The organism is Shewanella putrefaciens, from assembly GCF_016406305.1.
In the GTDB taxonomy this organism is placed as follows: domain Bacteria; phylum Pseudomonadota; class Gammaproteobacteria; order Enterobacterales; family Shewanellaceae; genus Shewanella; species Shewanella putrefaciens_C.
In genome coordinates this window covers 3,197,273-3,221,262 of sequence record NZ_CP066369.1, presented here as the reverse complement: position 1 = coordinate 3,221,262, position 23,990 = coordinate 3,197,273, and the positions used below count along the sequence as shown (strand labels likewise).

At 47.6% G+C, this 23,990-nt stretch carries 20 protein-coding genes; 10 read left to right on the top strand and 10 right to left on the bottom strand.

The annotated features are described in order from the left end of the window. Positions 1-90: 90 nt before the first annotated feature. Positions 91-747: a peptidylprolyl isomerase gene (slyD, locus tag JFT56_RS14035; RefSeq protein WP_198780676.1), complete on the bottom strand. Its 657-nt coding sequence runs from the start codon at positions 745-747 to the stop codon at positions 91-93. Positions 748-1,390: 643 nt separating this feature from the next. Between slyD and thrA the strand changes: the two genes are divergently transcribed. The 4 genes from thrA (at position 1,391) to JFT56_RS14015 (ending at position 9,719) form a co-directional block, all read left to right on the top strand. Continuing rightward, on the top strand, positions 1,391-3,859 hold the full coding sequence (thrA, locus tag JFT56_RS14030; protein ID WP_198780675.1) for a bifunctional aspartate kinase/homoserine dehydrogenase I: 2,469 nt from the start codon (positions 1,391-1,393) through the stop codon (positions 3,857-3,859). Continuing rightward, positions 3,856-4,818, top strand: a complete 963-nt coding sequence (gene thrB, locus JFT56_RS14025; protein WP_198780674.1) for a homoserine kinase — start codon at positions 3,856-3,858, stop codon at positions 4,816-4,818. The genes thrA and thrB overlap by 4 nt, the downstream gene beginning before the upstream one ends. Before the next feature lie 69 nt (positions 4,819-4,887). After that, positions 4,888-6,171 carry a threonine synthase gene (gene thrC / locus JFT56_RS14020; RefSeq protein WP_198780673.1) on the top strand — a complete coding sequence of 428 codons (1,284 nt, stop codon included), beginning with the start codon at positions 4,888-4,890 and terminating at the stop codon, positions 6,169-6,171. A 269-nt stretch (positions 6,172-6,440) separates the two neighbouring features. After that, positions 6,441-9,719, top strand: a complete 3,279-nt coding sequence (locus JFT56_RS14015) for a S41 family peptidase (RefSeq protein ID WP_198780672.1) — start codon at positions 6,441-6,443, stop codon at positions 9,717-9,719. A 106-nt stretch (positions 9,720-9,825) separates the two neighbouring features. Here JFT56_RS14015 and JFT56_RS14010 read toward each other — a convergent pair whose 3' ends face one another. From JFT56_RS14010 to JFT56_RS13990, 5 genes are all read right to left on the bottom strand, one after another. Further along, positions 9,826-10,293, bottom strand: a complete 468-nt coding sequence (locus JFT56_RS14010; protein WP_198780671.1) for a hypothetical protein — start codon at positions 10,291-10,293, stop codon at positions 9,826-9,828. Positions 10,294-10,448: 155 nt separating this feature from the next. Then, the gene (locus JFT56_RS14005; RefSeq protein WP_198780670.1) at positions 10,449-10,886 is read right to left on the bottom strand and encodes an OsmC family protein; all 438 of its coding nucleotides are present in this window, start codon (positions 10,884-10,886) and stop codon (positions 10,449-10,451) included. 107 nt (positions 10,887-10,993) lie between these two features. Next, a complete protein-coding gene (locus tag JFT56_RS14000; protein ID WP_198780669.1) occupies positions 10,994-11,344 on the bottom strand; it encodes a DUF3325 domain-containing protein in 351 nt (116 codons plus the stop codon). After that, positions 11,341-13,032: a PepSY-associated TM helix domain-containing protein gene (locus tag JFT56_RS13995; RefSeq protein WP_198780668.1), complete on the bottom strand. Its 1,692-nt coding sequence runs from the start codon at positions 13,030-13,032 to the stop codon at positions 11,341-11,343. The genes JFT56_RS14000 and JFT56_RS13995 overlap by 4 nt, the downstream gene beginning before the upstream one ends. A 1-nt stretch (position 13,033) precedes the next feature. Next, positions 13,034-13,417 carry a DUF3649 domain-containing protein gene (locus JFT56_RS13990; RefSeq protein ID WP_198780667.1) on the bottom strand — a complete coding sequence of 128 codons (384 nt, stop codon included), beginning with the start codon at positions 13,415-13,417 and terminating at the stop codon, positions 13,034-13,036. A gap of 420 nt (positions 13,418-13,837) precedes the next feature. Between JFT56_RS13990 and JFT56_RS13985 the strand changes: the two genes are divergently transcribed. Both JFT56_RS13985 and hpf read left to right on the top strand, forming a co-directional pair. After that, positions 13,838-15,406, top strand: a complete 1,569-nt coding sequence (locus tag JFT56_RS13985; protein ID WP_198780666.1) for a methyl-accepting chemotaxis protein — start codon at positions 13,838-13,840, stop codon at positions 15,404-15,406. A gap of 248 nt (positions 15,407-15,654) precedes the next feature. Next, on the top strand, positions 15,655-16,011 hold the full coding sequence (hpf, locus tag JFT56_RS13980; RefSeq protein WP_198780665.1) for a ribosome hibernation-promoting factor, HPF/YfiA family: 357 nt from the start codon (positions 15,655-15,657) through the stop codon (positions 16,009-16,011). A 78-nt stretch (positions 16,012-16,089) separates the two neighbouring features. On the opposite strand, the gene JFT56_RS13975 is transcribed toward hpf, so the two are convergent. Both JFT56_RS13975 and JFT56_RS13970 read right to left on the bottom strand, forming a co-directional pair. Next, positions 16,090-16,740, bottom strand: coding sequence for a response regulator transcription factor (locus JFT56_RS13975; protein WP_198780664.1), 651 nt, complete (start codon positions 16,738-16,740; stop codon positions 16,090-16,092). Positions 16,741-16,769: 29 nt separating this feature from the next. Continuing rightward, positions 16,770-17,993, bottom strand: a complete 1,224-nt coding sequence (locus JFT56_RS13970) for a sensor histidine kinase (RefSeq protein WP_198780663.1) — start codon at positions 17,991-17,993, stop codon at positions 16,770-16,772. A gap of 302 nt (positions 17,994-18,295) precedes the next feature. On the opposite strand from JFT56_RS13970, the gene JFT56_RS13965 reads away from it, so the two are divergent. Both JFT56_RS13965 and JFT56_RS13960 read left to right on the top strand, forming a co-directional pair. Next, on the top strand, positions 18,296-18,670 hold the full coding sequence (locus JFT56_RS13965) for a DUF2141 domain-containing protein (RefSeq protein WP_233095522.1): 375 nt from the start codon (positions 18,296-18,298) through the stop codon (positions 18,668-18,670). Positions 18,671-18,684: 14 nt separating this feature from the next. Beyond that, a complete protein-coding gene (locus tag JFT56_RS13960) occupies positions 18,685-20,334 on the top strand; it encodes a carotenoid oxygenase family protein (RefSeq protein WP_198780661.1) in 1,650 nt (549 codons plus the stop codon). 64 nt (positions 20,335-20,398) lie between these two features. Here JFT56_RS13960 and JFT56_RS13955 read toward each other — a convergent pair whose 3' ends face one another. After that, positions 20,399-21,121, bottom strand: a complete 723-nt coding sequence (locus JFT56_RS13955; RefSeq protein WP_198780660.1) for a YebC/PmpR family DNA-binding transcriptional regulator — start codon at positions 21,119-21,121, stop codon at positions 20,399-20,401. 670 nt (positions 21,122-21,791) lie between these two features. On the opposite strand from JFT56_RS13955, the gene JFT56_RS13950 reads away from it, so the two are divergent. Further along, positions 21,792-22,016: a TIGR02922 family protein gene (locus JFT56_RS13950; protein WP_198780659.1), complete on the top strand. Its 225-nt coding sequence runs from the start codon at positions 21,792-21,794 to the stop codon at positions 22,014-22,016. Between the two features lie 192 nt (positions 22,017-22,208). Here JFT56_RS13950 and JFT56_RS13945 read toward each other — a convergent pair whose 3' ends face one another. Continuing rightward, positions 22,209-22,790 (bottom strand): TetR/AcrR family transcriptional regulator, encoded by a 582-nt coding sequence (locus JFT56_RS13945; protein WP_198780658.1) that lies wholly within the window; start codon positions 22,788-22,790, stop codon positions 22,209-22,211. 131 nt (positions 22,791-22,921) lie between these two features. Between JFT56_RS13945 and JFT56_RS13940 the strand changes: the two genes are divergently transcribed. After that, positions 22,922-23,977: an alkene reductase gene (locus JFT56_RS13940; RefSeq protein ID WP_198780657.1), complete on the top strand. Its 1,056-nt coding sequence runs from the start codon at positions 22,922-22,924 to the stop codon at positions 23,975-23,977. Positions 23,978-23,990 lie beyond the last annotated feature (13 nt).

Sequence of the window (23,990 nt, the reverse complement as noted above, 5' to 3'; positions counted from 1 at the left end):
CACTCCCTTATGTAAGGAAGTGCTTCATTACTGTAAAGTGAAAAACTTAGCTAAGTTAAGGCTAGTTTTACACTTAAGCCGAGTGTCTTATTAACCGCGGCAGCCACAACCACCATTGCCATCACAGCCAGTTTTAGGCGTGTCACAGGCTTCGTGCTCTTCATGGTGATGTCCATGATCGTGGTCAGAACCACCACAGCAGCCGCCCGCTTCTTCTTTGCTTGAACTACCACAGCAACCACCACCGTGGTCGTGATCATGGCCATGACTGCCACAACCGCCATGGGCGTGGATATGGCCGTGGGCGATTTCTTCGGCAGTCCCTTCACGCACATCAAGAATTTCGATGTTAAAGCTCAAGGCTTGACCTGCTAAAGGATGATTTCCATCGACGATGACAACATCATCCTTGACTTCGACAACTTGAACTGGGCGTTGGCCCATTTCAGTTTCGGCAATAAAACGCATACCTGGGACGATATCTTCGATATCACCAAAGGCTTCTAAGGGAACGGCTTGGCGCAGACCATCGTGGTAAGGGCCGTAGGCTTCTTCGGCGCTGATGGTCACGTCAAGTTTTTCGCCTTTGACTTTGCCTTCTAACGCCGCTTCTAAACCTGGGATCAGGTTTTCGGTGCCATGCAAATACAGCATAGGTTCTGCGCTAAAAGAGTCTTCTAGCAGTCTGCCTTCTTGGTCTGATAAACGGTAATGAATGGTTACCGCGCTGTGTTGGGTGATCTTCATATCGCCTCCGGTTCGGAATGTGCGCGCATAATAACGTGCTTTTTTGACGCTGGCGATAATTTGAAGCAGCTTATGTTAGATATCGCACAGCTTTTTTTTCGGAGGATTAACCGCTGTTTTGTGCTGTGGAGTATGTGTAATGTGATTTTTGCTTGTTAGCCTACCAATATGCTCTGAGTGACAAGATGGAACAAATAAATGAGCCATAAAAAATAACTGATAAATAATTTTATGAAAAATAAGTGATTTTTATGTGTTTTTTTGGTGGTCTTACGTTAACGTCAACAGTTATCCTTTGCATAAACCGCATTTTTATCCCTGGAAAACTTTATATTAACTAATCTTGATGCAGCATTTTGTTGAGCCTTAAGATTTGCCTATAAATAATCCATTTTAGGGGTTGACAAGCGCGGGTAAAAAAAGCAATTCTGTTTATTAAGAAGTTAACATGGATTAGCCCAAACACATGCATAGCCTAGGTTTCGTAGTAATTACCATTATTACAACCACCACTACAACAACAGTGGGGGCGGGCTGATACACCCTAAAGAATTTTAACGATAAGCCCGCTTCCCACAAAGAAGCGGGCTTTTTTGTTTCTAGCTCTTATTTCTAAGTCGGGCGCGGTACACAGGAGAATAAAATGAAAGTAATGAAATTTGGTGGTACCTCGCTTGCAAATTGGCAGCGATTCTCGATGGCTGCGGATATCGTTGCCAAGTCATCTAAGCTAGAACCCATAGCCACTGTGCTATCGGCCCCTGCAACTGTGACCAATGCGTTATTAGAAATGGTCGACGTTGCAGTTAAAGGCGAAGATTATTCCCCAGTGATACAACATGTTGAACGGGTATTTACCTCGCTTTACCAAGATGCGGTGGCTTCTGGACTCTCTAGTGCCCAAAGTGAACATTTGTTTGCAGGTTTAGCGAGTCAGTTGGCGTTATGGCAAGATAGACTCCGTGGGATTGCCTTGTTGCAAGAGTGTCCCGATGGAATACGTGCCGAAATCGTGGTGGCGGGTGAGCGACTTTCTGCGGCCTTGATGGAGCAAGTCATGCTAGCAAAGGGTATTACATCGGGTTTGCTCGACCCCCGTGCATTATTTTTGGGGCGGGGGAAACCGTTGGAGTCCGTCGTTGATATCGGCGTCAGTAAACCAAGATTCAAAAGTTTAACCCTCGGGGAAAAGCGGGTGTGGGTGATGCCAGGTTTCACCGCCGCCGATGACCAAGGTAAAGCTGTTACTTTAGGCCGCAATGGCTCTGACTATTCTGCCGCCGTGCTGGCCGCCTGTTTAGATGCTTCAAGCTGTGAGATCTGGACCGATGTCGACGGTGTCTATAATACCGATCCTCGGGTGGTTGCCGACGCTAAACTCTTGTCTCAGCTCAGTTATCAAGAGGCGATGGAGCTTTCCTATTTTGGTGCTAAGGTACTGCATCCTAAGACGATTGCCCCTATCGCTCAGTTCCATATTCCCTGTTATATCAAAAACAGTTTTAACCCCGATGCCCCCGGCACTTTGGTATCCAATCAAGCCGATAAGAGCGGTTTGCAGGTTAAGGCTATTTCCAATCTCGATAATCAAACTATGTTTGATGTTTCTGGCCCAGGTATGAAGGGCATGGTTGGCATGGCGAGTCGTACTCTGGCGGCAATTTCCCGCAGCGGCGTGTCTGTGTCTCTCATCACCCAAAGCTCCTCTGAATACAGCATCAGCTTCTGTGTGGCGACGTCTGATTCGGCCAAAGTGAAATGGGCTTTAGAGCAAGAGTTTGAATTAGAAATAAAAAGTGATTTGCTTGAGCCTATCGCTATGCGCCATGAGCTGGCCATCGTTTCTTTGATTGGTGATGGCATGCGTACCCACAAAGGGGTTGCGGCGCGTTTCTTTCAAGCCTTAGCACAGGCAAGCGTGAACATTATCGCCATTGCGCAAGGTTCGTCCGAACGCTCGATTTCAACGGTAATCGAGCAGCGAAAGACAAAGCATGCGGTGGCGGCTTGTCATCAAGGCTTTTTCGATGTGCAGCAATATTTAGATGTGTTTCTAGTGGGTTGCGGCAATGTGGGCGCGGGTTTACTCGAGCAAATCAAACAGCAGGCGCCAGTCTTGAAGGATCAACATATCAGTATCCGAGTTTGTGGAATTGTGAACTCAAATAAGATGCTACTCGACAGCGCGGGTATCGACTTAAGCAACTGGTCTAGTTTACTTGCCGATAGTCAGCAAGCCTGTGATATTCCTGCGCTACTCGCATGGGTGAAAGAGCAACAGTTACTCAATCCAGTGCTGGTGGATTGCACTTCGAGCGAGCAAGTGTCGAACCTGTATTTGGATGTGATGAACGCAGGTTTGCATGTGGTCACGCCGAACAAAAAGTCTAATACCCGCGATTATGCTTATTACCAAGCACTGCGCCAAACGGCATTAAAACAGCGTCGCCAATTTTTATATGAAACCACAGTCGGCGCGGGTTTACCTGTGATCGATAACCTGAAAAAACTGTTATTTGCGGGTGATAAACTGCATAAGTTTAACGGTATTTTATCGGGTTCTTTATCCTTTATCTTCGGTATGCTCGATGAAGGCATGACACTGTCTGAAGCGACTGGTCTTGCGAGGGAAAAATGTTTTACTGAGCCCGATCCCCGTGATGATTTGAGCGGTATGGATGTGGCGCGTAAGGTGCTCATTCTTGCCCGTGAAGTGGGACTAAAGCTAGAGCTCAGTGATGTGCAGGTGGAATCTGTATTGCCTGCCGAGTTTGATGATTCAGGTGATGTTGAAAGCTTTATGGCACGATTGCCGCAAGTTGATGCCGTAATTGCCGCAAAAGTGGCGCAGGCCAAAGCCCAAGGTAAAGTGCTGCGTTATGTTGGGCAAATCGAGGATGGTGTGTGTCGTGTGCGTATCGCCGAAGTGGATGCAAATGATCCGCTTTATAGCGTTAAAGGCGGTGAAAATGCCTTGGCATTCTACAGTCGTTATTATCAGCCCATTCCCTTTGTGCTACGCGGCTATGGCGCAGGGACTGAAGTAACCGCCGCCGGCGCCTTTGCCGATGTATTAAGAACTTTGAATTGGACTCGTGAGGTGAGTGTATGAGTTTGACTGTTTACGCTCCAGCCTCTATGGGTAACGTGGGAGTCGGTTTTGATTTACTCGGTGCAGCATTGGCGCCGATTGATGGCAGTTTACTGGGCGATAGAGTGACAATCGCCGCGGCAGAGTCGGGTGTGAGCCTGACACAAACTGGCATTTGGGCCCATAAACTGCCTGATAATCCAAAAGATAATATTGTGTACCAATGTGCCGAGTTCTTTTTAGCTGCCCTGAGTAAGGAGTTCTTAACCGAGTTGGGTAAAGTAGATGAAGGCGTGGCACTGACACTGGAAAAGAACCTGCCCGTTGGCAGCGGGTTAGGATCGAGTGCAAGCTCGGTCGTGGCGGCGTTATATGCCTTGAATGAACATTTTGACAGACCCTATAGCGAGCAAGCACTGCTTGAACTGATGGGCGAGTTTGAAGGTAAGATCAGCGGCAGTGTGCACTATGACAACGTTGCGCCTTGTTACTTGGGCGGCATGCAATTGATGCTCAATGTGTCGGGCACAGTTTGCGAAGCGATACCGAGTTTTAAAGAATGGTATTGGGTTGTGGCCTATCCCGGGATTTCACTCTCAACGGCAATGATGCGTAAACTCATGCCTGATCAATATGATAAAAGTGTCACTATCGATTTTGGTCGCTATTTAAGTGCCTTTGTACATGCGTCTTACCAGCAGAATGCCAAGCTTGCGATCAGCGTATTAAAGGATGTGTTAGCCGAGCCTTACCGCGCCGCCGCGATCCCGGGTTACGACAAGGCCAGAGCCGCGTTAGCCGATTTAGGCATGTTGACTACGGGGATTTCCGGCAGCGGCCCAACGCTGTTTTCGATTACAGATGATTTAGCCACGGCAAATATCGCTAAAACTTGGTTAGAGCAGCATTATCTCACCGAGGCGGGTGGTTTTGCCCACGTGTGTCGCCTCGATGAGCAGGGCACGCGTAGAGTCGATTAATCGTCAATTTAGCTAAGACTAGCAACAAAAATTCGCATTTAAGCTTTAGCATCAAAAGGTTGAGTAAGCATGGAACTGTATAATTTAAAACACCCTTCGCAGAAAGTGAGCTTTAAGGAAGCGGTACAACTAGGATTAGGGAAAGACAGAGGTTTGTTCTTCCCCAGCCAAATACCTGTACTAGACGATATTGAAGCGCTGCTGGCATTGCCATTCGTTGAGCGCAGTAAAAAAGTACTCGGCGCCTGGCTTGCCTCTGAATTAGGCCAAGATGCGGTCGATGAATTAGTTGAGCGTGCCTTTAACTTCGAGTTACCTTTAGTTGCCGTCGATGAGCAGCGTGCCTGCCTCGAATTGTTCCACGGTCCAACCCTAGCGTTTAAAGATTTTGGCGCTCGTTTTATGGCGCAGTGCGTCAATGCCTTTGTCGGTGACACACGTTTAACCATTTTGACGGCGACCTCGGGTGACACTGGCGCCGCAGTTGCCGATGCCTTTTTCGGGCTTGAGAAAGTCAATGTGGTGGTGCTCTATCCTAAGGGCAAAATTAGCGAACTGCAGGAGAAGATGTTCACGACTTTAGGCAAAAATATTCATACAGTTGCTATCGAGTCTGACTTTGATGCCTGCCAAGATCTGGTTAAGCGGGCCTTTGATGATCCAGAAGTCCGTGATGGTTTGAGCTTAAACTCGGCGAACTCTATCAACATCAGCCGCTTACTCGCGCAAATTTGCTATTACTTTGAAGCGGTTGCCCAGTCTAAACAACGGCATGAAGCCGATCCTGTGATTTCGGTGCCAAGTGGTAACTTTGGCAACCTCACCGCAGGTTTATTTGCTAAAGCCATGGGATTACCGGTTAAACGCTTTATCGCCGCGACCAATGCCAACGATACTGTGCCGCGCTATTTAGACAATGGCCAATGGCAGCCCAATCCGACTCAAGCGACTATGTCCAATGCCATGGATGTGAGTGAGCCCAGTAATTGGCCGCGAGTGGAAGCCATTTGTGAGAAATTAGGCTGGCCACTGAGTAGCTTAGTGGGTATTCGTTTATCGGAGGAGCAAACTTCACAGGCATTAGCTGAGTTACATGCTCAAGGTTATGTGTCTGAGCCCCACGCGGCGATTGCGGCTAAGGCCTTATCTTTAACCTTAGTGCCCGATGAAGTGGGCATATTCTTAGGTACGGCGCATCCCGCTAAGTTTAAGGACGTAGTGGATAGGGAGCTTAAGCTTAACTTACCACTGCCTGCCGAGCTTGAGGCTGTGGCGACTAAGGCGATTTTATCCGCCCAGTTACCCGCAGACTTTGCCAAATTGAAGGCACATTTATTGACCCTGCTCGCCTAGTCTTAGGCTAAGTACACATCATTGCGAGTTTGGGGGAGCGAAGCTCCCCTTTTTACCGCTGCCTGCTGGTAACGCTATGACACATTTGCTAAAACTTCTTCGTTTTGAAGTTACTGAACTCTCTATCAAATTCTGCTAGCTTGATGGGCTAAATTATCAAACCTTAGGTTTGATTAACGCACATTGCGCAAAAGCTTATTACAAAAGCTCATTACAAAGTCCATGCAAAGGATCCATTGCTAACAATAACAATAGGATAAAGGCCATTTATGAAACTTCGTCATTCCGTCGCCTGCTGTATGCTCGCCCTAGGCACTTTAACTGCGACCCACGCCATCGCTGCCGTGAATAATCAAGGCTATTACCGCGCGCCAGCCCTGCAGGATCAAACCTTAGTCTTTACCGCAGAAGGGGATTTATGGACTCAGACCTTAGGCCAAAAAGCGGCGACTCGCTTAACAAGCTTACCCGCAGAAGAGCTAGGGGCGACTATTTCGGCCGACGGTAAGTGGGTTGCTTACGTTGCCAACTATGAAGGCGCGAGCGAAGTGTATGTGATCCCCATTACCGGCGGTGTGGCTAAACGGGTGAGTTTTGAAAATAGCCGTGTGCGGGTTCAGGGCTGGACTGCCAAAGGTGAGATTTTATATTCCACCGACACAGGCTTTGGCCCTGCTAATAATTGGATGCTGCGCAGCGTCGATCCTAAAACCCTCACCACCACAGATTTACCCTTAGCCGATGCGGTCGAAGGTGTGATTGATGATCGCAACGAATATGTGTACTTCACCCGCTTTGGTCTGCAGGTGACTGGCGATAACGCCAAAGTATACCGTGGCGGTGCAAAGGGCGAATTATGGCGCTTTAAACTCGGCAGCAAAACCGAAGCACAGTTACTCAGCGGCCAACACGACGGCTCAGTGCGCCAACCTATGCTATGGCAGGACAGACTCTATTTTATCAGCGACAGCGATGGCAACGACAATATCTGGTCGAGTGCGCTCGATGGTTCAGATGCAAAACAGTTGACCCAATTTAAAGATTGGCAAGTCCGCGGTGCGCGTATGGATCAAGGCAAAGTGGTATTCCAGTTAGGTGCGGATATCCATGTGTTTGATATTGCGGCCGCTAAAGACTCGTTACTCAATATTGAACTCATTTCCGATTTTGCCGAGCGCCGTGAGCATTGGGTAAAAGATCCTATGGATTACGCTTCTTCGACTAATTTGGCCCCCGCTGGCGATAAAGTGGTGATCACCGCCCGCAGCCACGTGGCGATCGCGGGTATTGATGGCTCGCGTTTAGTGCAAGTGGCACTGCCGGGGACTTATCGCGTTAGGGAAGCGGTGTTGAGCCAAGATGGCAAGTCGGTTTATGCGATTAGCGATATGACGGGCCAACAGGAAATTTGGCAATTCCCCGCCGATGGCAGCAGTGGCGTTAAACAGTTAACCAAAGATGGTCATACTTTAAGAATGAGTCTTAATTTGTCCAGTGACGGTCGATTTATCGCCCATGATGATAACGATGGCAACGTGTGGCTGCTCGACTTAAAGAAAAATACCAATCAAAAAATCATCACTAACGGCGAGGGACTTGGGCCTTACGCCGATATCCGCTGGTCCGGAGATAGCCGTTTTATTGCCTTAACTAAGTCGGAAATCGGTAAACAAAGACCGCAAATCGTCCTTTACTCTGTGGATGAAAATAAGGCAGAGACACTCACCAGCGACAAATACGAGTCCTATTCACCAACCTTTAGCCGTGACGGCCAGTGGCTATATTTCCTATCAAACCGCCAATTCAGCGCTACGCCAAGTTCACCCTGGGGCGATAGAAATATGGGGCCAGTGTTTGATAAACGCAGCCAAATTTTTGCCATCGCACTGGTCAAAAATGCCAAATTCCCCTTTAGTAAACCCAATGAACTCGAATCTAATCAAGTTGAAAAAACCGATGCTAAGGATAAACCGAGTCCAGTGAAAATCGATTGGGTGGGGATCTCCCAGCGTTTATGGCAAGTGCCTGTCGATTCAGGCAATTACAGTAAGCTGCGCGTCGTCGATGATAGACTTTATCTGTTAGATCAAGCGATTGGCGACGATGTTGCACCTAATTTAATGACCATCAAATTTGACCGATTAAGCCCCAAAGCCGAGGTTTTTGCCGAGGACATTGGCCAATATGAGGTTTCTGCCGATGGTAAAAAGCTGATGCTACGTAAGCACAGTAATGAGAAATCACTCCTGATTGTTGATGGCGGCGATAAATTAGGCGATACGGATAATGCCAAAGTGCAAACGGAACAATGGCAGTTAGCGATTTCTCCGCAGCTTGAATGGCAGCAAATGTTTGAAGATGCGTGGTTGATGCACCGAGAATCTTTCTTCGACAAGAAGATGCGCGGCCTCGATTGGCAGGCCACTAAGGCTAAGTATCAGCCTTTGCTCGACCGCCTGACCGATCGTAACGAACTGAATGACATCTTCATGCAAATGATGGGCGAGTTAGATTCTTTACACTCACAGGTGCGCGGTGGTGACATACCTCAAGATCCCGATGCGGCTAAAGCGGCAAGTCTTGGTGCGCGCCTACAACAAACTGCGGATGGCGTTAAAATCGCGCACATTTACAGTAACGATCCTGAGTTACCGGCTAATGCTTCACCGTTAAATCGTATCGAAGTCGATGCTAAAGCAGGTGATATGCTGCTGGCTATCAATGGCACGCCAGTGGCGAATGTGGCCGATGTCACGCGTCTTTTACGCAATCAACAGGATAAGCAAGTATTACTACAGCTTAAGCGTGGCAGCCAAACCCATAAAACCATCGTCATGCCCGTTAGTTCTGTGGTGGACAGTCAATTACGTTACTTGGATTGGGTGAGCCATAACGCAACTGTGGTCGAGGATGCAAGTCAGGGCAAGATGGGTTATTTGCACTTATATGCCATGGGCGGCGGGGATATTGAAAGTTTCGCCCGTGAGTTTTATACCAATTACGATAAAGAGGGTTTGATTATCGACGTTCGCCGTAACCGCGGTGGCAATATTGACAGTTGGATTATCGAGAAGTTACTGCGCCGCGCTTGGGCGTTTTGGCAACCGACCCACGGCACGCCAAACACCAATATGCAGCAAACCTTCCGCGGTCATTTAGTAGTATTAACCGATGAACTGACCTATTCCGACGGCGAAACCTTCTCCGCAGGGATTAAAGCGCTGGGTATTGCCCCCTTAATTGGTAAACAAACGGCAGGAGCGGGCGTGTGGTTATCTGGGCGAAATGCGTTGACCGATAAAGGAATGGCGCGGGTGGCGGAGTATCCACAGTATGCAATGGATGGCCGCTGGGTGCTGGAAGGCCATGGCGTAACGCCGGATATCGAAGTCGATAACTTACCTTTTGCTACCTTTAATGGCAAAGATGCGCAGCTCGAGGCGGCGATAAGCTACCTAAAAGATGAGCTAGTGAAACAACCTATTCCGGCCTTAAAGGCGCAGCCTATGCCTGCAAAAGGTATGGCCCAGGATATTAAAGCTAAGTAGTTGATGTTTAAGTTCAGTATTTAACTGAAATTTAAGCTATCTAGGTTAAGATGCTTAGGTACAAAGTTAGGGTGTTGTCTTGTAGTTCCCGAGACAACACCCATTTTTATGCCCATTCATCAACATCGTTACTCGCTTCTACATAGGTTTGCATAGTGTTTATTTGTTGTTGATATGCGAGGTGATTGACACTCGCTGCCCTAGCTTCTTCGTTATTGCTTAGATAATAGGCCGTCGGGGCTGAAATCCCTTCGCTATTCCCCATTGCAATGTTTGTCATATCGGATACGACCTGGTATTTCATTCTGGTTTCTTGAAAGGCAACATATTTTTCGATGTTGTCCTCAATCTGTGGCATATCCGGCACGCTGGGTAGCGGAGTTGACTCTGTCTTATCTTCGCCTTGAGCCTCTATTTGCGCAAGCTGTCTTGCTTCACTGGAGATGGTCACTGTTTCCGAGGACGCGGGCGGCAAGTTCGTTTGGGTCGAATTCAGCCAAGGTGCAGAATTGTTGGTATTGATGTATTTGCTTGCATTTACGCTTGCGACATAAGCGTTAGATTGGATATGCATGGCTTACCTCTTTCAAATCAAGACTGATAAATCGAGTCATTCAAGTGGGAGGTATCGTACGGTAAAAAAGCTGGACCTAAGCTGAATAGAGTGTAATTTAAACAGCGCAAAAGATGTTGGGCAAGCAAGCTTAAGCGCAAACTTGCCCTAATAGCTTAAAACTTGATGTGGATATCCGTTGCTAAACTATTGGCAATAAAGCAGTTAGCGTGTGCTTTCTCGTGGATCTTTTCGATCGTATCTCGGCTAACCTCGACACCGTCGGCAAATATCACTTTAGGATTGAGCACCATTTTGGTGACGGCTAACTTGCCTGCATCATTTTTTCCAAGTTCAGCCGTGGCTTCATCTACGTAGGATACAACGGGTAAGCGCTTAAGATGCGCAATCGCGAGGAAGGTCAACATATGGCATGAGGATAATGCCGCCAGCAGGCTTTCCTCTGGATTGACATTATGTTTATTGCCTTTGTATTCGGGTGCGGATGATGCCTGAATCGTTTGGCCGCTACCAAAGGTAATGCTGTGATCTCGGCAAAATTCGCCCTCTTCGGCGGGGGAGGTTTGCCAGTTAACCGTTAAGTTAAAGCCCATTATTTTCTCCTATCTGAAGGACATCAGGGCACTATAGCCTAGCTGTGCTTACTTAGCCATGACCAGCGGCTCAGCGTGGCAGAAGTTATAGTTTAGAGCGGCAGAAGTTATAATCCCGCGCCCAGTAATAGGCTGCCAGTGAGTACACTGCCTGTGACTATGCCAATAGGTAAATGTCGAGGGCTGTAGCTTAGGGTGAGAATGACCAGCATTGCCGCCAGGGAAATAATCCCCATAAACAAGATACTCCCGTACGCCCAACCTTGATCCCGCACGCAGGCGCTTAAGCTGAACATCAGCAATAACCATGCAAATAAGCTTAATAGACGGCTCTGCCACTGAGCCGGGGGACGATTAAAGACATCCTTAAAATGGCCAAATTTGGCTAAGGCAAATAGGGCGAGGGAGAGATAGCTCAAGCCTAAAATCCCAAGTACGGGAATAAATGCGGGCATCATGGTTTAGCTTCCTCCATTGAAGGCGAGGTGAGTTCGTTGGCGAGGGATGTTTTTGGCTCGCCGCGGCGCGCCTTATCGGTCTTGGTATTCGTTGAGGGTTTTCTTGCCTGGCGTTTCGCGGGGGCGGCCTTTGCAATCAGAGTTAATTTTTGACTGGCAAATAGCATAGCGCCGCCGAGCAGGATGGCGAGCAGATCAAACCCGACTAAAGCCCATTGTTGGGATTGGATATTATCGATGAGATTGCTTGGCGATGTGAAGGCATTGAGCACGGGCAGCGCACAGCACAAGGTCCCTGTGAGTCGTAATGCCGTTTGCCACTGACGACGTGAACGGCCAAAACAAGCCCAGACTCCCATTGCCACTAACGCGATAAAGAAGCTGTGAACTTCCCATTCAGCGCGGCCCGCAAAGCTTGTCGGTAGCAGACGGTTTGCGTAAAAGAAGCTCACAGCGCCTAAGGGTAATCCTAAGATAAACATAAAGTTCAACCCTTCAACCAAGCGCAATCCAAAGCTTGGTTTCTCGCCTTTATCTATGGCTTTCTGTTGTTTTTGACGTAGACGAATGGCCCACATCAAAGTGCCTGTGGCGACCATAGCGCAACCTAATAAACCGCAGAAAAAGAACAATATACGTAATAATGGGGCGGCAAAACGCGCCGTGTGCAGCGACATCATAGTGTCGTAGGTTGCCAAAGCCCCCGAGGTTTGGTGCGGGCTGGCATATTTAAGTTCACCATTTACACCGTTAAATATCATAATGTTAGCTTCATCGGTCACAGTTTTACCTGTGTTTTGATAGAAGGTTACTTGGCTATTTTGATCTTTAGGGTATGACACTATCACTTGCTTAATTGGCGCATCACCCCAGGCGGCTTTCACTTGAGGTAGTAATTGACTCAATTGCACCTGTGGTGCGCTAATGCCTGCGGCTTTCTCGGTTTGTCTGGCGGGGTTAAGTTCCTTTAAAAACGCTTGGTTATCGCCCGAATAGGCGGTATCCACAGTCCATGGGATATAGATCAGCATCAGGGTAATAAGCCCCGTATAAGTGATCATCAGATGATAGGGCAGGGCGATAACCGAGCTCACATTGTGTGCATCTAACCAAGAGCGGGCGCCTTTATCCCGTCTAAAACTGAATAAATCTTTGAAGATCCGTTTGTGGATCACTATGCCGCTGATAAGGGCGATTAGCATAAACATAGTGCAAATGCCGACGATATAGCGGGCGGTTATTGCGGACATATAATGTAAGTCAAAGTGCAGCCGATAGAAAAAATCGCCACCGCGACTGCTGCGAACTTCTGAGATCATGCCGCTACCCTCGGCGAGGGCGACATCTTCTTCTACCTTGCCGCGGCGCTGACCTTTTTCCGGCGGCAGTTGCCAGCTAAAACTTAAAAAGGGTTTACGCTCGGATGGGAAGTTGATCATCCAGCGCTGCGCCGTTTCGGGCGAATGGGTTTCTAGGTAGCGCTGGCCGCTGTCTAATTGCTCCTCGAGTGTCTCGGCTCGATAGTCTTGATACACCCCTTTATGTAACTCAGGTTCATTCCAAAGGCTGATCTCATGGCGAAAATAGCTCAAACTGCCCGCAAAGAAAATGAGCAGTAGTACCCAACATACGAGCAAGCCTGCCCAGGTATGTAGCCAAGATAAGGTTCTAAAAAATGTCTCTTTCATCCTACAGCCCACACACCTTAATCAATCCAAAACACAGTAAACTCACTAGGCCTAAATCTCGCCATGCATGCCAGGTTTTACGTACACAAAAGGCGTAAATAATAGCGATGGCATAGAACAAAAAGGACAACATATTGGCGGTTAAGGTACTTTCTAGCCTTGGCATGGGCAGCACTAATGTCAGTAGGCAGGCCAGAGTAGCGGCTGCAATATAACCCGCGAGTAGGGCTGCACTCGCACGGGCGAAGACTTTGAAGGCAAATAGCGATTGCTCTTGCTTAAACCATTGCACAATCTGCACAATCCCCCGTGAAATCAGCGAGAACGAGCGTATTTGCGCTGCTGGGGAGTGCGTTGAGGTTTCAAGCGCAGGTGTATTAGACATAAGTACCACTTCTCATTCCGTGTCTAGATGACGCTGTTTTGGTTTTTGCACTGGGGCTAATTATGGCCACTGTGCATTAGAGGCAAAGCGCAACTGGGTTGCATTCATAAGTGGAGACACTATGATTTTTTGGAGTATAACGCAGTTTATTTAAATGATAAACGATATCATTTAGGTTTAGATGTAAAATTGCGACCCAGCGCGAGTTTCCATTGCTCTTGCCTCTTTGCTTTGGGCATTATTGTGGGGGCCTCTCCTCTTTTTCCATCGTAAATGTTTGGTTTTATAGGTTTGATGGTTATCACTTGTTTAGCTTTTGGTTAATTTTTCTACTGTCATTGTGAGCTTAATCAAGGTAGACAGCTTGTCCTTTTGGCAAAATGCCACCCATCTTTTTACCGAGAGTCTGCCCTATAAACTATGCAAACACATTCTACAAAGGGTGAAAAACACCTGTCTGATAACGCCATTCTACTGTCCACAACTGACCTTAAGGGCAACATTAAATATGTAAACCAGACCTTTTCGCAGATCAGTGAGTTTAGTGTTAACGAGTTGCAGGGTAATCCGCACAACATAGTGCGCCATGCCGATATGCCCGCCGCCGCCTTTAAAATCCTGTGGGAGCGAATAAAGAGCGGTAAACCTTGGATGGGAATAGTCAAAAATAAAACGAAACATGGCGGTTACTATTGGGTGAATGCCTATGTTGCACCTGTGTATGAGAATGGGGCCATTCACGAGTTTCAATCCGTTCGCCGCCAGGCTACACCCGAGCAGATCAAAGCGGCCGAGGCTATTTACAGCGATATTAATCAGGGTAAACAACCTAAGGCATTGCGCAAAGATAGACTCGGTTTTAGCGGTAAAATTCTGCTGGCTATGCTGGTTTCGATTGTTACTACAGCTGTGATTGCCAGTTATTCTCCCATAGTGGCGGCGATTGCGGGGATGGGCATTGCGTGCCTCGCTTGGTACTACCTGATGCAGCCGTTACAAAAGTTGGTGTCGATAGCAACCAATATCATTGACGATCCCGTCGCCATGGGAGTGTATACCGGCCGGCAGGATGAAATAGGCAAGTTGGATCTGGCCTTGCGATTTTTAATCACCGAAATAGGCGGTGTGGTCGGGCGCATGGCCGATTCCGCCAGCGAAATCCAAGAGCAGAGCGTGAACCTTAAACAAACCATTACCAATACTTGGGAACATGCGGATAGCCAGAGCGAGCAAACGACGCAGGCGGCTACTGCGATGGAGCAAATGAGCGCAAGTTTTGCCGAAGTCACAGGTAATATCCATCGCACTGCCTCTGAAATGGTGTCTAGTCATCAGGCGGCGCAGCGCGGCCACTCACGCCTAGAAACCGTTATCGATGCAATTCATCAGTTGAGCGTGCAGGTCAGCCATTTCTCCGATGTAGTGCAAACGATTGAGCAGGATAGTCAGGCTATTCATCAGGTATTAGAAGTGATACGCGCCATTGCCGATCAAACTAACCTATTAGCCTTAAATGCGGCCATTGAGGCTGCTCGAGCAGGGGAGAGTGGCCGTGGTTTTGCCGTGGTGGCCGATGAAGTCAGACAATTATCGAGCCGTACCAGCCAATCGACCTCGCACATTGAGCAAATCGTCAGCCGATTTAGGGACAGTACCCATAAGGCGACCTCGACTATGGTCGCAGGACAGGAACAGGTCAAACGTTCCGTTGAGTTAGCCCAGGATGCGAGCGTGGCCTTTGGTGAGTTATTGTCATCCATCGCCAGAATTAACTCCCTCAGTGATGACAACGCTGCGGCTATGACCCAACAAGCCTCCGTTGCCGCTGAAATTAGTCGAGCTATCCATGTGATCAGTGATCTCGCTCAGCAGAGCCTAGAACAGACCCAAGATGCGGCCGCGCGGGGCGATCAAGTGTCGCGTTTATCGACTAAGACCCACCATTTATCCCAGCAGTTTTGGCAACAGAGCGTGCAGCGTAAATATTGAGTGCAATTAAAACGATTGAAATAGGCTAAATAGGTGGCAGTGGTTGATTTTTATACGGTTTGACTTTTTAAAATCAACCACTTACTCATCTATTAGATGGCGCATTTCTTGATGCGCCTCACATTTAGACACTGCTAATACCCGCTTTACCCGAAATATTTATCTTTAGGGCTTGTGTTTTATTCTGCATGCCCCAAGCTCTAATAGTGAAACGAAAATAAAAGTAATGACACTAAAAGGGACAACCTATGAAAATAAATCTTTCTGGTCACCATGTCGATGTTACTGATTCTGTTAAAGAACATGTCAACGAAAAGTTTTCAAAAATCGCCACCCATTTCCCTACTTTGATCGCGCTCGATATCATTATTGCGAAGGAGCATGGCGAGTTTCAGGTTGAAATTCGAACAAATTATGAAGGCAGTCGCATTTCTGCATCGGGGACGGATGAAATCATGTACCCAGCTATTAAGGCCGCATCGAAAAAATTAGATGCCGCACTTAAGCACCGTAAAGGCCAGCTAAAAGCCGATTTACATGAAACTCCAAGCTGCACTACGCCAGCGATTGCCCACGAAATTATCCAAGAGATGGATTTACGTTAAGAGCATTAATTCCCCGCGTTAAGGGAATAGAAAAGGGCCATTAAAGGCCCTTTTTGCTGTCTTGAGCAAGGCGAATGGTTAAATCAACGCCAGTTGCAGCCCTTTGAGCACGGCTTGGGTGCGATCCCGACAATCGAGTTTAGTGAGTATATTAGAGACATGATTTTTCACTGTGCCCTCGGCTAAAAATACCGCATTGGCGATTTCCTTATTGGAGAAGCCGCCCGCCATAAAACTGAGAATTTCCCGTTCCCGCTCCGACAACAATTCATTTCTACTCACCCCAACACTAAGGACTGGTTTGGGGTCACTCATCTGTTTGAGCACCGAAGGCTCAATTAAGTAGCCGCCGTTAGCGACGGTTTCTATGGCGTGCAGTAACTTGTCGAGTGACACATCCTTGAGTAAAAAGCCATTGGCCCCCGCCTGTAAACTATTGAGGAATAACTCACTGTCATCGAAGGTAGTCAACATGATGACGGGTAAGCGATTGGCACTCTGGCGTATCTGTTTAAGCATTTCGATACCGTCAAGGTTTGGCATGCGGATATCACTGAGCAGCACATCGACAGGATTGCTGGCAAGCTTTATGAGTGCATCTTGGCCGTCTTCGGCCTGCCACAACACGCGAATGTGGTCGGAAATGGCGAGCAGGCTAGCGATCCCTTGGCGAACCAATTGTTGATCCTCCACTAAGCCGACACTGATGATGTTGTTTTGCATGTCCATAGCAATTCCAAAGAGTATTTTATTGATGGTTAAGTGAGCGCAGGGAGTGTGAGGGTAAGGGTGCAGCCCGGCGCAGAAGCATTCGCCCTTAACTGTAAGGTGCCATTAAAAGGCTTAAGCCTTTCCTGCATGCTGCTAATTCCAGTGCCGTTTAGCCCAGTACCACTAAGCCCAGTGCCGTTTAGCTCAGAGTCACTAAGCTCTGTACCACTTAGCCCAGTGTCGTGTTTAGCCGATATGTTGCGTGTCGCTCCCCGGGTGAGTCCCACGCCGTTGTCGCTCAGTTGTAATATCAGTGCGCCATGGGCGTCTTCCATGCTCAGTTGCAGTTGATTCGCCTTGCCGTGGCGCACTGCGTTGCTGATGCCTTCCTGCAGCACTAACAGCAGGGCTTGAGTCAGTTCGGCTGATTGCAGTGGCTTCATCCCTTTGCTGGTGAGTGTGACGCTGGGTAAGCGGCTTATCAGCGCCTCTAGAGGGGGGATTAAATCCAATCCCACTTGGACTCTTTGGGCCCTAACGACGGCGCGAATACTTTCAAGCAGCTCTTTGGCTAGGGTTTTACTTTGGTTAACTTGAGGCTTTAGCTCTTCGGGTGCTTGATGGCTCAGTACTTCTAATTGCAGGGAGAGCGCCGTGAGCTGGTGGCCGAGAATATCGTGTAAATCCCGGGAGATCCGCAGTCTTTCCTGCTGTTCGCTGGCTTGACTAAGGAGGGCGCGGGTGGCAATAAGCTGCTGGTTTAGCTGTTCTTGTACCAAGCGAGATTTGCGCTCAGAAAGCCTTGCCTGGCTACTGCTATAGGCAAACAACTGAAACCCAAGATAAATCACTATAGTGAACACATGACTTTGATGATGGAGTTGCCAATGCAGCAGCACATAATAAATAAGGTTGGCTAACAGCAGTTGTGCAATCGCTTGGCGGCGATTAAAAAACTCAGGCAAAAGTGATGCCCAAATAACCAAGAAGATCGGCAGTAAGGCATTGTTGGCAGTGAGCATTAAGCCAAATACAATCAAAGGCATAGTGAGAGTAGCAAGGCGACGGAGTCGAATATCCCTATGGGGCACTATGTCCGTTGCTATCAGTATAAATTGCACTAAAAACAATCCATAGAGTGCGATATTGACCACGCCTTGCCATGTATACCATGGGGCTTGGGTTATCCCGACCCAAGTGATGAGCCCCCATGTGAGCAGCCCGGCGGCAATTAACAGGCTCTCTTCTTTCGTTAATCGATTTTCTAGCACGAATGACGATTCCTTAATCCAATTCTGCCGACCATTCTAAGGTATCACCGCCCGATGTCACTATGCCAAAAGTCATGTTGTTAACATTTTGTTTTATGACTTTTGGCACCTGTTTTTCATCCTGTGATTTTTTAAGCTAACTCCATCGCAATCACTATCACCGTAAGTAGCAGGAGTAAGGCATGAAACACATGAACTCAACTATGGCAACAACCCCATGTTTCCAAACCCATAGCACAAAAAGGACGTTATCAGCAGTTTGGGTCGCAGGCTTAGCTTGCCTACTCTTGTCAACAGGAAGCATGTCCGCAGGCATTCAGGCACATACCTTGACCGTAGATATAGATAATATTCAAGTGCAAACGGGCGCCTTGATGGTACAGCTTTACGCTAATGCCGAGGATTACACATCAGGCAAAAATCCCAGCGCTTCCATGATAAAGCCAGTGACTAAAACAGAGCACAGGCTGGTATTTAGCGATCTCGCCGATGGCCAATATGCGCTCAAGGTCTTTCACGATGAAAATAGTAACCATAGCTTAGATACCAATATCTTAGGTGTGCCGAGTGAAGGCTATGGTTTTAGCAATAACGCCGGCAGTTTTGGGCCTGCAAGCTTTAAAGACGCCAGTTTTAGTCTGCAGGGCGATACGCAAATCACGATACACATTCGCTAAGGGAGGGCTGCATCATGGATAGACGTCAATTTTTAGCCGGCTCAGCCGCCCTAATGACGACCGCAGTTTGGGCAAGTGCGGTGGATAAATTACTGGCACTGGATAGCGCACAAGCCATCAATCGTGAGCCATGGGCGATTGGTTTTAATGGGGCTGAAGGCGACTATCCACCGCTCACTATGCAGGTTTCGGGTGAGTGGCCAGCGCAATTGAGCGGCAATCTATATCGTAATGGGCCGGCGAAAATGTCTCGGGCGGGTAAGGCATACCAGCATTGGTTTGATGGTGATGGCATGGTGCAGCAGTTTAGTCTGGCCGATGGGCAAATTCAGCATCAGGCTAAGTTTATCCAAACAAAGAAGTTTAAAGTGGAGGAGGCCGCTGGCGGATTTAAGTATTCTACCGCTGGTACTGTGATCCCCGATGCTTTACCCATTCGCAATAATGATGATTTGAATGTCGCTAACACCAGTTTATTGCCGCGCCGTGGCGAGTTGCTCGCCCTATGGGAGGCGGGTTCACCCTATCGGCTCGATGCCAAGACCTTAACCACGCTCGGCGTGAAAAGCTTTGGCGACAAGTTTAAGGGCTTGCCCTTTTCAGCTCACCCGCTCGATGACGGACAAGGTGGACTGTGGAATTTTGGCGTCTGGTATGTTGGCGGCGAGAAACAATTACTTGTGTATCAAGTGGCCGCCGATGACAGCATTGCCAGAATGGAAGTGATTGAATTACCACAGGCGAGTTACATACATGCCTTCGCCCAAAGTGAAAATAAGCTAGTGTTTTATATTTCATCCTGCGTGTATGAAGAGGGCGAAACCTATATCGATGCCTTTAAATGGCGTCCAGAATTGCCATCGCAATTACTGGTTATCGACAAAGCTGACTTTAAAACGCGCCAGTTACACCCGTTGCCCGCAGGATTTGTGTTTCACTTTGGTCAAGCCATTGAGAATAATGATGAACTTTCGGTGCAGCTTTGCCTCTATCCCAATTCGGCAATTTTAACCCAAGGGATGAAAGGGCTACTGACGGGCACTCGCAAAACTAAGACCCCCCATGCCGAGTTGGTGACTATCACAGTTCCGTTGACTGAGACGCTGTCTTCCCCTGCACGCATTAACCGCAGCGGCGTGATGATGGAGTTTCCTCAGTTTGTGATCAATAAAGAATTTGCGAAGCAAACTATTAGTCATGAAGAGTTTGCACAGCAAACTATGAGTAAAACAGTGTTTGTTCCGCTATTTGGCATCGGAGCACGCTCAGAACTTGGCCCTCACTCTAAATCACAGACTGAATTAGATGCTGAACTAGAGTCTGAATTAGCGTCTGATTCAGGGATGAGTAACACTCTGTATTGTATTCATAATACAAAGGACAGCAGCAAGCTCGCTGCTGATACGCTTGGCAACGGGGGACTTAGTGCTGATAGCTATAGTGCGTATTATCTGGGGAACGGCAAGATTGCCGAAGAGCCGCTTTTTATTGCCGCCACTGAGCAGCATGAAGCCTATATATTGATGACTTGGCTCGATTACCACAATGCACAGTCCGGTTTATCTTTGTTCCGTGCCAGTGATATCAGCGCTGGCCCTATCGCCTCGGCGCAGATGAATAGGGTATTGCCATTAGGGTTTCACGGTTGTTTTATTAGCGCTTAATATCTTGATCTATAAACGAAAAACGCAGCCAATGGCTGCGTTTTGATTTCAGGCGAAAGGGGGATTACTCTTCAATTTCCGCATTGTGGTAGACGTTTTGCACATCGTCACAATCTTCTAATGCGGCGATAAACTTATCGAATACGGCCACATCTTCGCCGGTCACTTTAGTCATAGTTTGCGGGACGAAGGTGATGTTTTCGATTTCAAAGTTAATCTCTGGCATCGCATCGGTCAGTGCCGTTTTGACCTTGAAAAATTCAGTGTGTGGGGCAAAGACGCTGATCATGCCATCTTCAACTTCGACATCGCTCACATCCACATCGGCCATCATTAGGATTTCTAAAATGGCATCTTCATCATCGCCAGGGAAAACAAAAACGGCAGAATGATCAAACATATGGCCAACAGTGCCTGGGCCACCGAGTTTGGCATCGTTCTTCACGAAGGCTTGACGCACTTCGGTGAAGGTACGTTTTACGTTATCGGTTAAGCAGTCGACGATCACCATGCAGTTGCCTGGACCAAAACCTTCATAACGGGCTGTATCGTAATCTTCACCACCGCCGCCCTTGGCTTTTTCAATAGCGCGTTCAATCACATGCGCTGGAACTTGGTCCTTCTTTGCGCGCTCAATTAAACGACGTAGTGATAAGTTACCATCAGGCTCTACGCCACCTTGCTTAGCGACAACGTAAATTTCTTTACCGTAGCGCGAGTAAAGGCGGGTTTTCTGGCCTGCAGTTTTCGCCATGGATTCTTTACGATTTTGATATGCTCTGCCCATCTTGATCTCGTTAGCTCAAAAAAATTGCGCCGATATTAGCAGTTTTCTTGGTAGAAGTGCAGTCGTCTGGGCGGGAATAATTGCCAAGAAGAAGATACAGACCGCATTTCTGAGTGCTGGGGGAAATACGCTTTTAACCTCAGTTACATCAGGGGACATGACTTTTCAAAATAATCTCTAATGCCATAAGGTCGATAGACTGTCGATGATAGGCCATTGGTCTTATTTTTCGTCAAAGTGTGAATTGTTTTTCGAGTCAGAGGGATAGGCTAGTCGTATTTGCCTTAAGCTCCTCTGTTCTATCGGTTTCGCTGCTAGTTATTAGCGTGGCAATGTATGGCTATAGCCAAGCCCTGACGGGAAAAGTCTAAGCCGATATAATGCATAAAATCTTAGACCAACAAATGTTACACTTGTGATCGATTGCGCGAAATTGATTAACAAAATAGAAATTGATTGGCATCTATTTGCCGAAGTGCTTAAATAATAAAATATTGATGGTGCTAAGATATGCCGACCTATTTAGATGAAGCTGCTGAGCCGGTTTGTTTTTAGCGAATTGATTTTAAATAGTAAAATTTTTTCTAAGTTTTACTGTCTAAGAGAATAAGGGAGACTCTTGTCATCTAGGTCGATAGCAGCAGGCGCTGCTTAATGTGAGTTTAAAGCTATGCAAGCACAACAAGCGATTGTAACCGTTTTGTATTATGATGCACCAGTAGGGCTAATTATGCACAATGCTGTGCTAGATGGTTTGTCTGTTAGCGACTCTGGCCGTGTGATGATCCCAGCCAGTTTCCGTAAGGGAAAATCCATCATAGCTGTCCTAGAAGGTGAGTGTAAGATTTTGAACTCCTTAGGAGAACGAGTCTTTGCCCAGGCGAATATAGGTTAAGAGCACTTAGCGGTCGGGGCGGAAACTGTACAGATATTGGGGGACGGTAAAGATGATTTACCGTCCCTTTAACTTTAGTGTCAGTGGTGCATATGGTGTCTAAAGCGCCGCTCTCTTCCCAAACTAAAGCCGTTCACCTGTTAAATCTATTGCACTGCAGCTTAGCTTCGCACTTGTTATTATTCGCAGGTGTTATCGACAGACTTCGATAAAGAGCTTATCCGCTAATTGCTGTAAAATTTGCGCCTGTGGATGGGTATGGGCGAAGGTTCTCAGGCCGTATATTCCCATCATTAAGTATTGAGCCCTTTGGGTACTATTGCGTTCCCCTTCGAGTAACCCCTGGGTGGCGGCCAAGTCAAATTGTTGCGTCAGTGCATCCTGCCATATCTGTAAATTATTATTGATAATTTTTTGTATTTCATCATCTTGCTCTGCAATTTCGTTCAATGCTTTAGTGAGCAAGCAAGCTTGTGCGCTGTCGCAACTTAAGCATTCGACGACCAGATTATCTAAGTAGCGCTTTAGGTTTGCGAGGACATTTGCACTATCAGTAAAGAGGAGGCTGAACTGCGTGTTTCTATCGAGTTGGTATTGTTCGATTGCTGCAATTAATAGCCCGCGTTTATTGGTGAAGGCGCAGTAGATCGAGCCGGGGTGTAATCCCGTGGCTTGGGTGAGATCTTGCATGCTGGTTTTAGTGTAACCCTTGTGCATGAAGGCGGTCATAGCACCGCGAAGAACTTGTTCTCGGTTGAACTCTGCATTGCGCATCGACTGTATTTGACTCGTCTAGAAAAATTTAACCTCATTCTACCTAATTTTGAACATACATTCAAAATGAACTTGAATGTTCATTCAAATAATATTATCTTGAACGCACATTCAAGATTGGGACCGATATTATGACCACGCACGCCACATCAAATCTATTTGAAAGCTATAAACTTAATGATGCTATTACCTTAAATAACCGTATTTTGATGGCGCCCTTAACCCGTTGTATGGCGGATGCCGAACTGGTGCCGACCGAAGATATGGTTGCCTATTATGCGCGCCGTGCCGAGGCGGGGTTGATCATTACAGAGGCGACGATTATTCGCCCCGATGGCCAAGGTTACCCTAATACTCCAGGTATTTTTACTCAGGCCCAAATTGCTGGCTGGCGTAAGGTAACCGATGCGGTGCATGCCAAAGGTGGAAAAATTTTTGTGCAGTTATGGCATACGGGGCGCGTAGCGCATCCACACTTTTTTGGTGGTGGCGATGTGCTCGCCCCATCGGCGCAGAAGATTGAAGGATCAGTCCCCAGAATGCGTGAACTGACCTATGTCACACCAAAACCAGCAACCCTGGAGGATATTCAGGGGCTGGTGCGCGATTATGCCAAGGCGGCTGAAAATGCGATGGAAGCGGGCTTCGATGGGGTTGAAATCCATGGCGCAAACGGCTATTTGATCGACGCTTTCCTACATCACGACAGTAACCGTCGCACCGATGAATACGGCGGTACGCCAGCTAATATGGCGCGCTTTGCCCTCGAAGTCGTTGATGCTGTTATCGCTCAAATTGGTAAAGATAGAACCGGTTTACGTCTGTCTCCCGGCGCTTATTTTAATATGGCCACCGATAGCCGCGACCGTGCTGTGTTTGACTATCTATTACCTGAACTGGAAAAACGCGATATCGCCTTTGTGCATATTGGTATTTTTGATGACAGTATGGAGTTTGATTATTTAGGTGGTCGCGCTTCCAGTTATGTGCGAGCACACTATGGCAAAACCTTAGTGGGTGTGGGCAGTTATAGTGCCCAGAGCGCGAGTGAAGCGATAGCCGCAGATAAGTTTGATTTGATTGCTATCGGTCGCCCCTTTATTGCCAATCCAGACTATGTCGCTCGGGTGCGTGCGAGTGAGGAACTGGTGCCCTACAGCGATGAAATGCTGGCAACATTAGTTTAATTATCAAAATTAA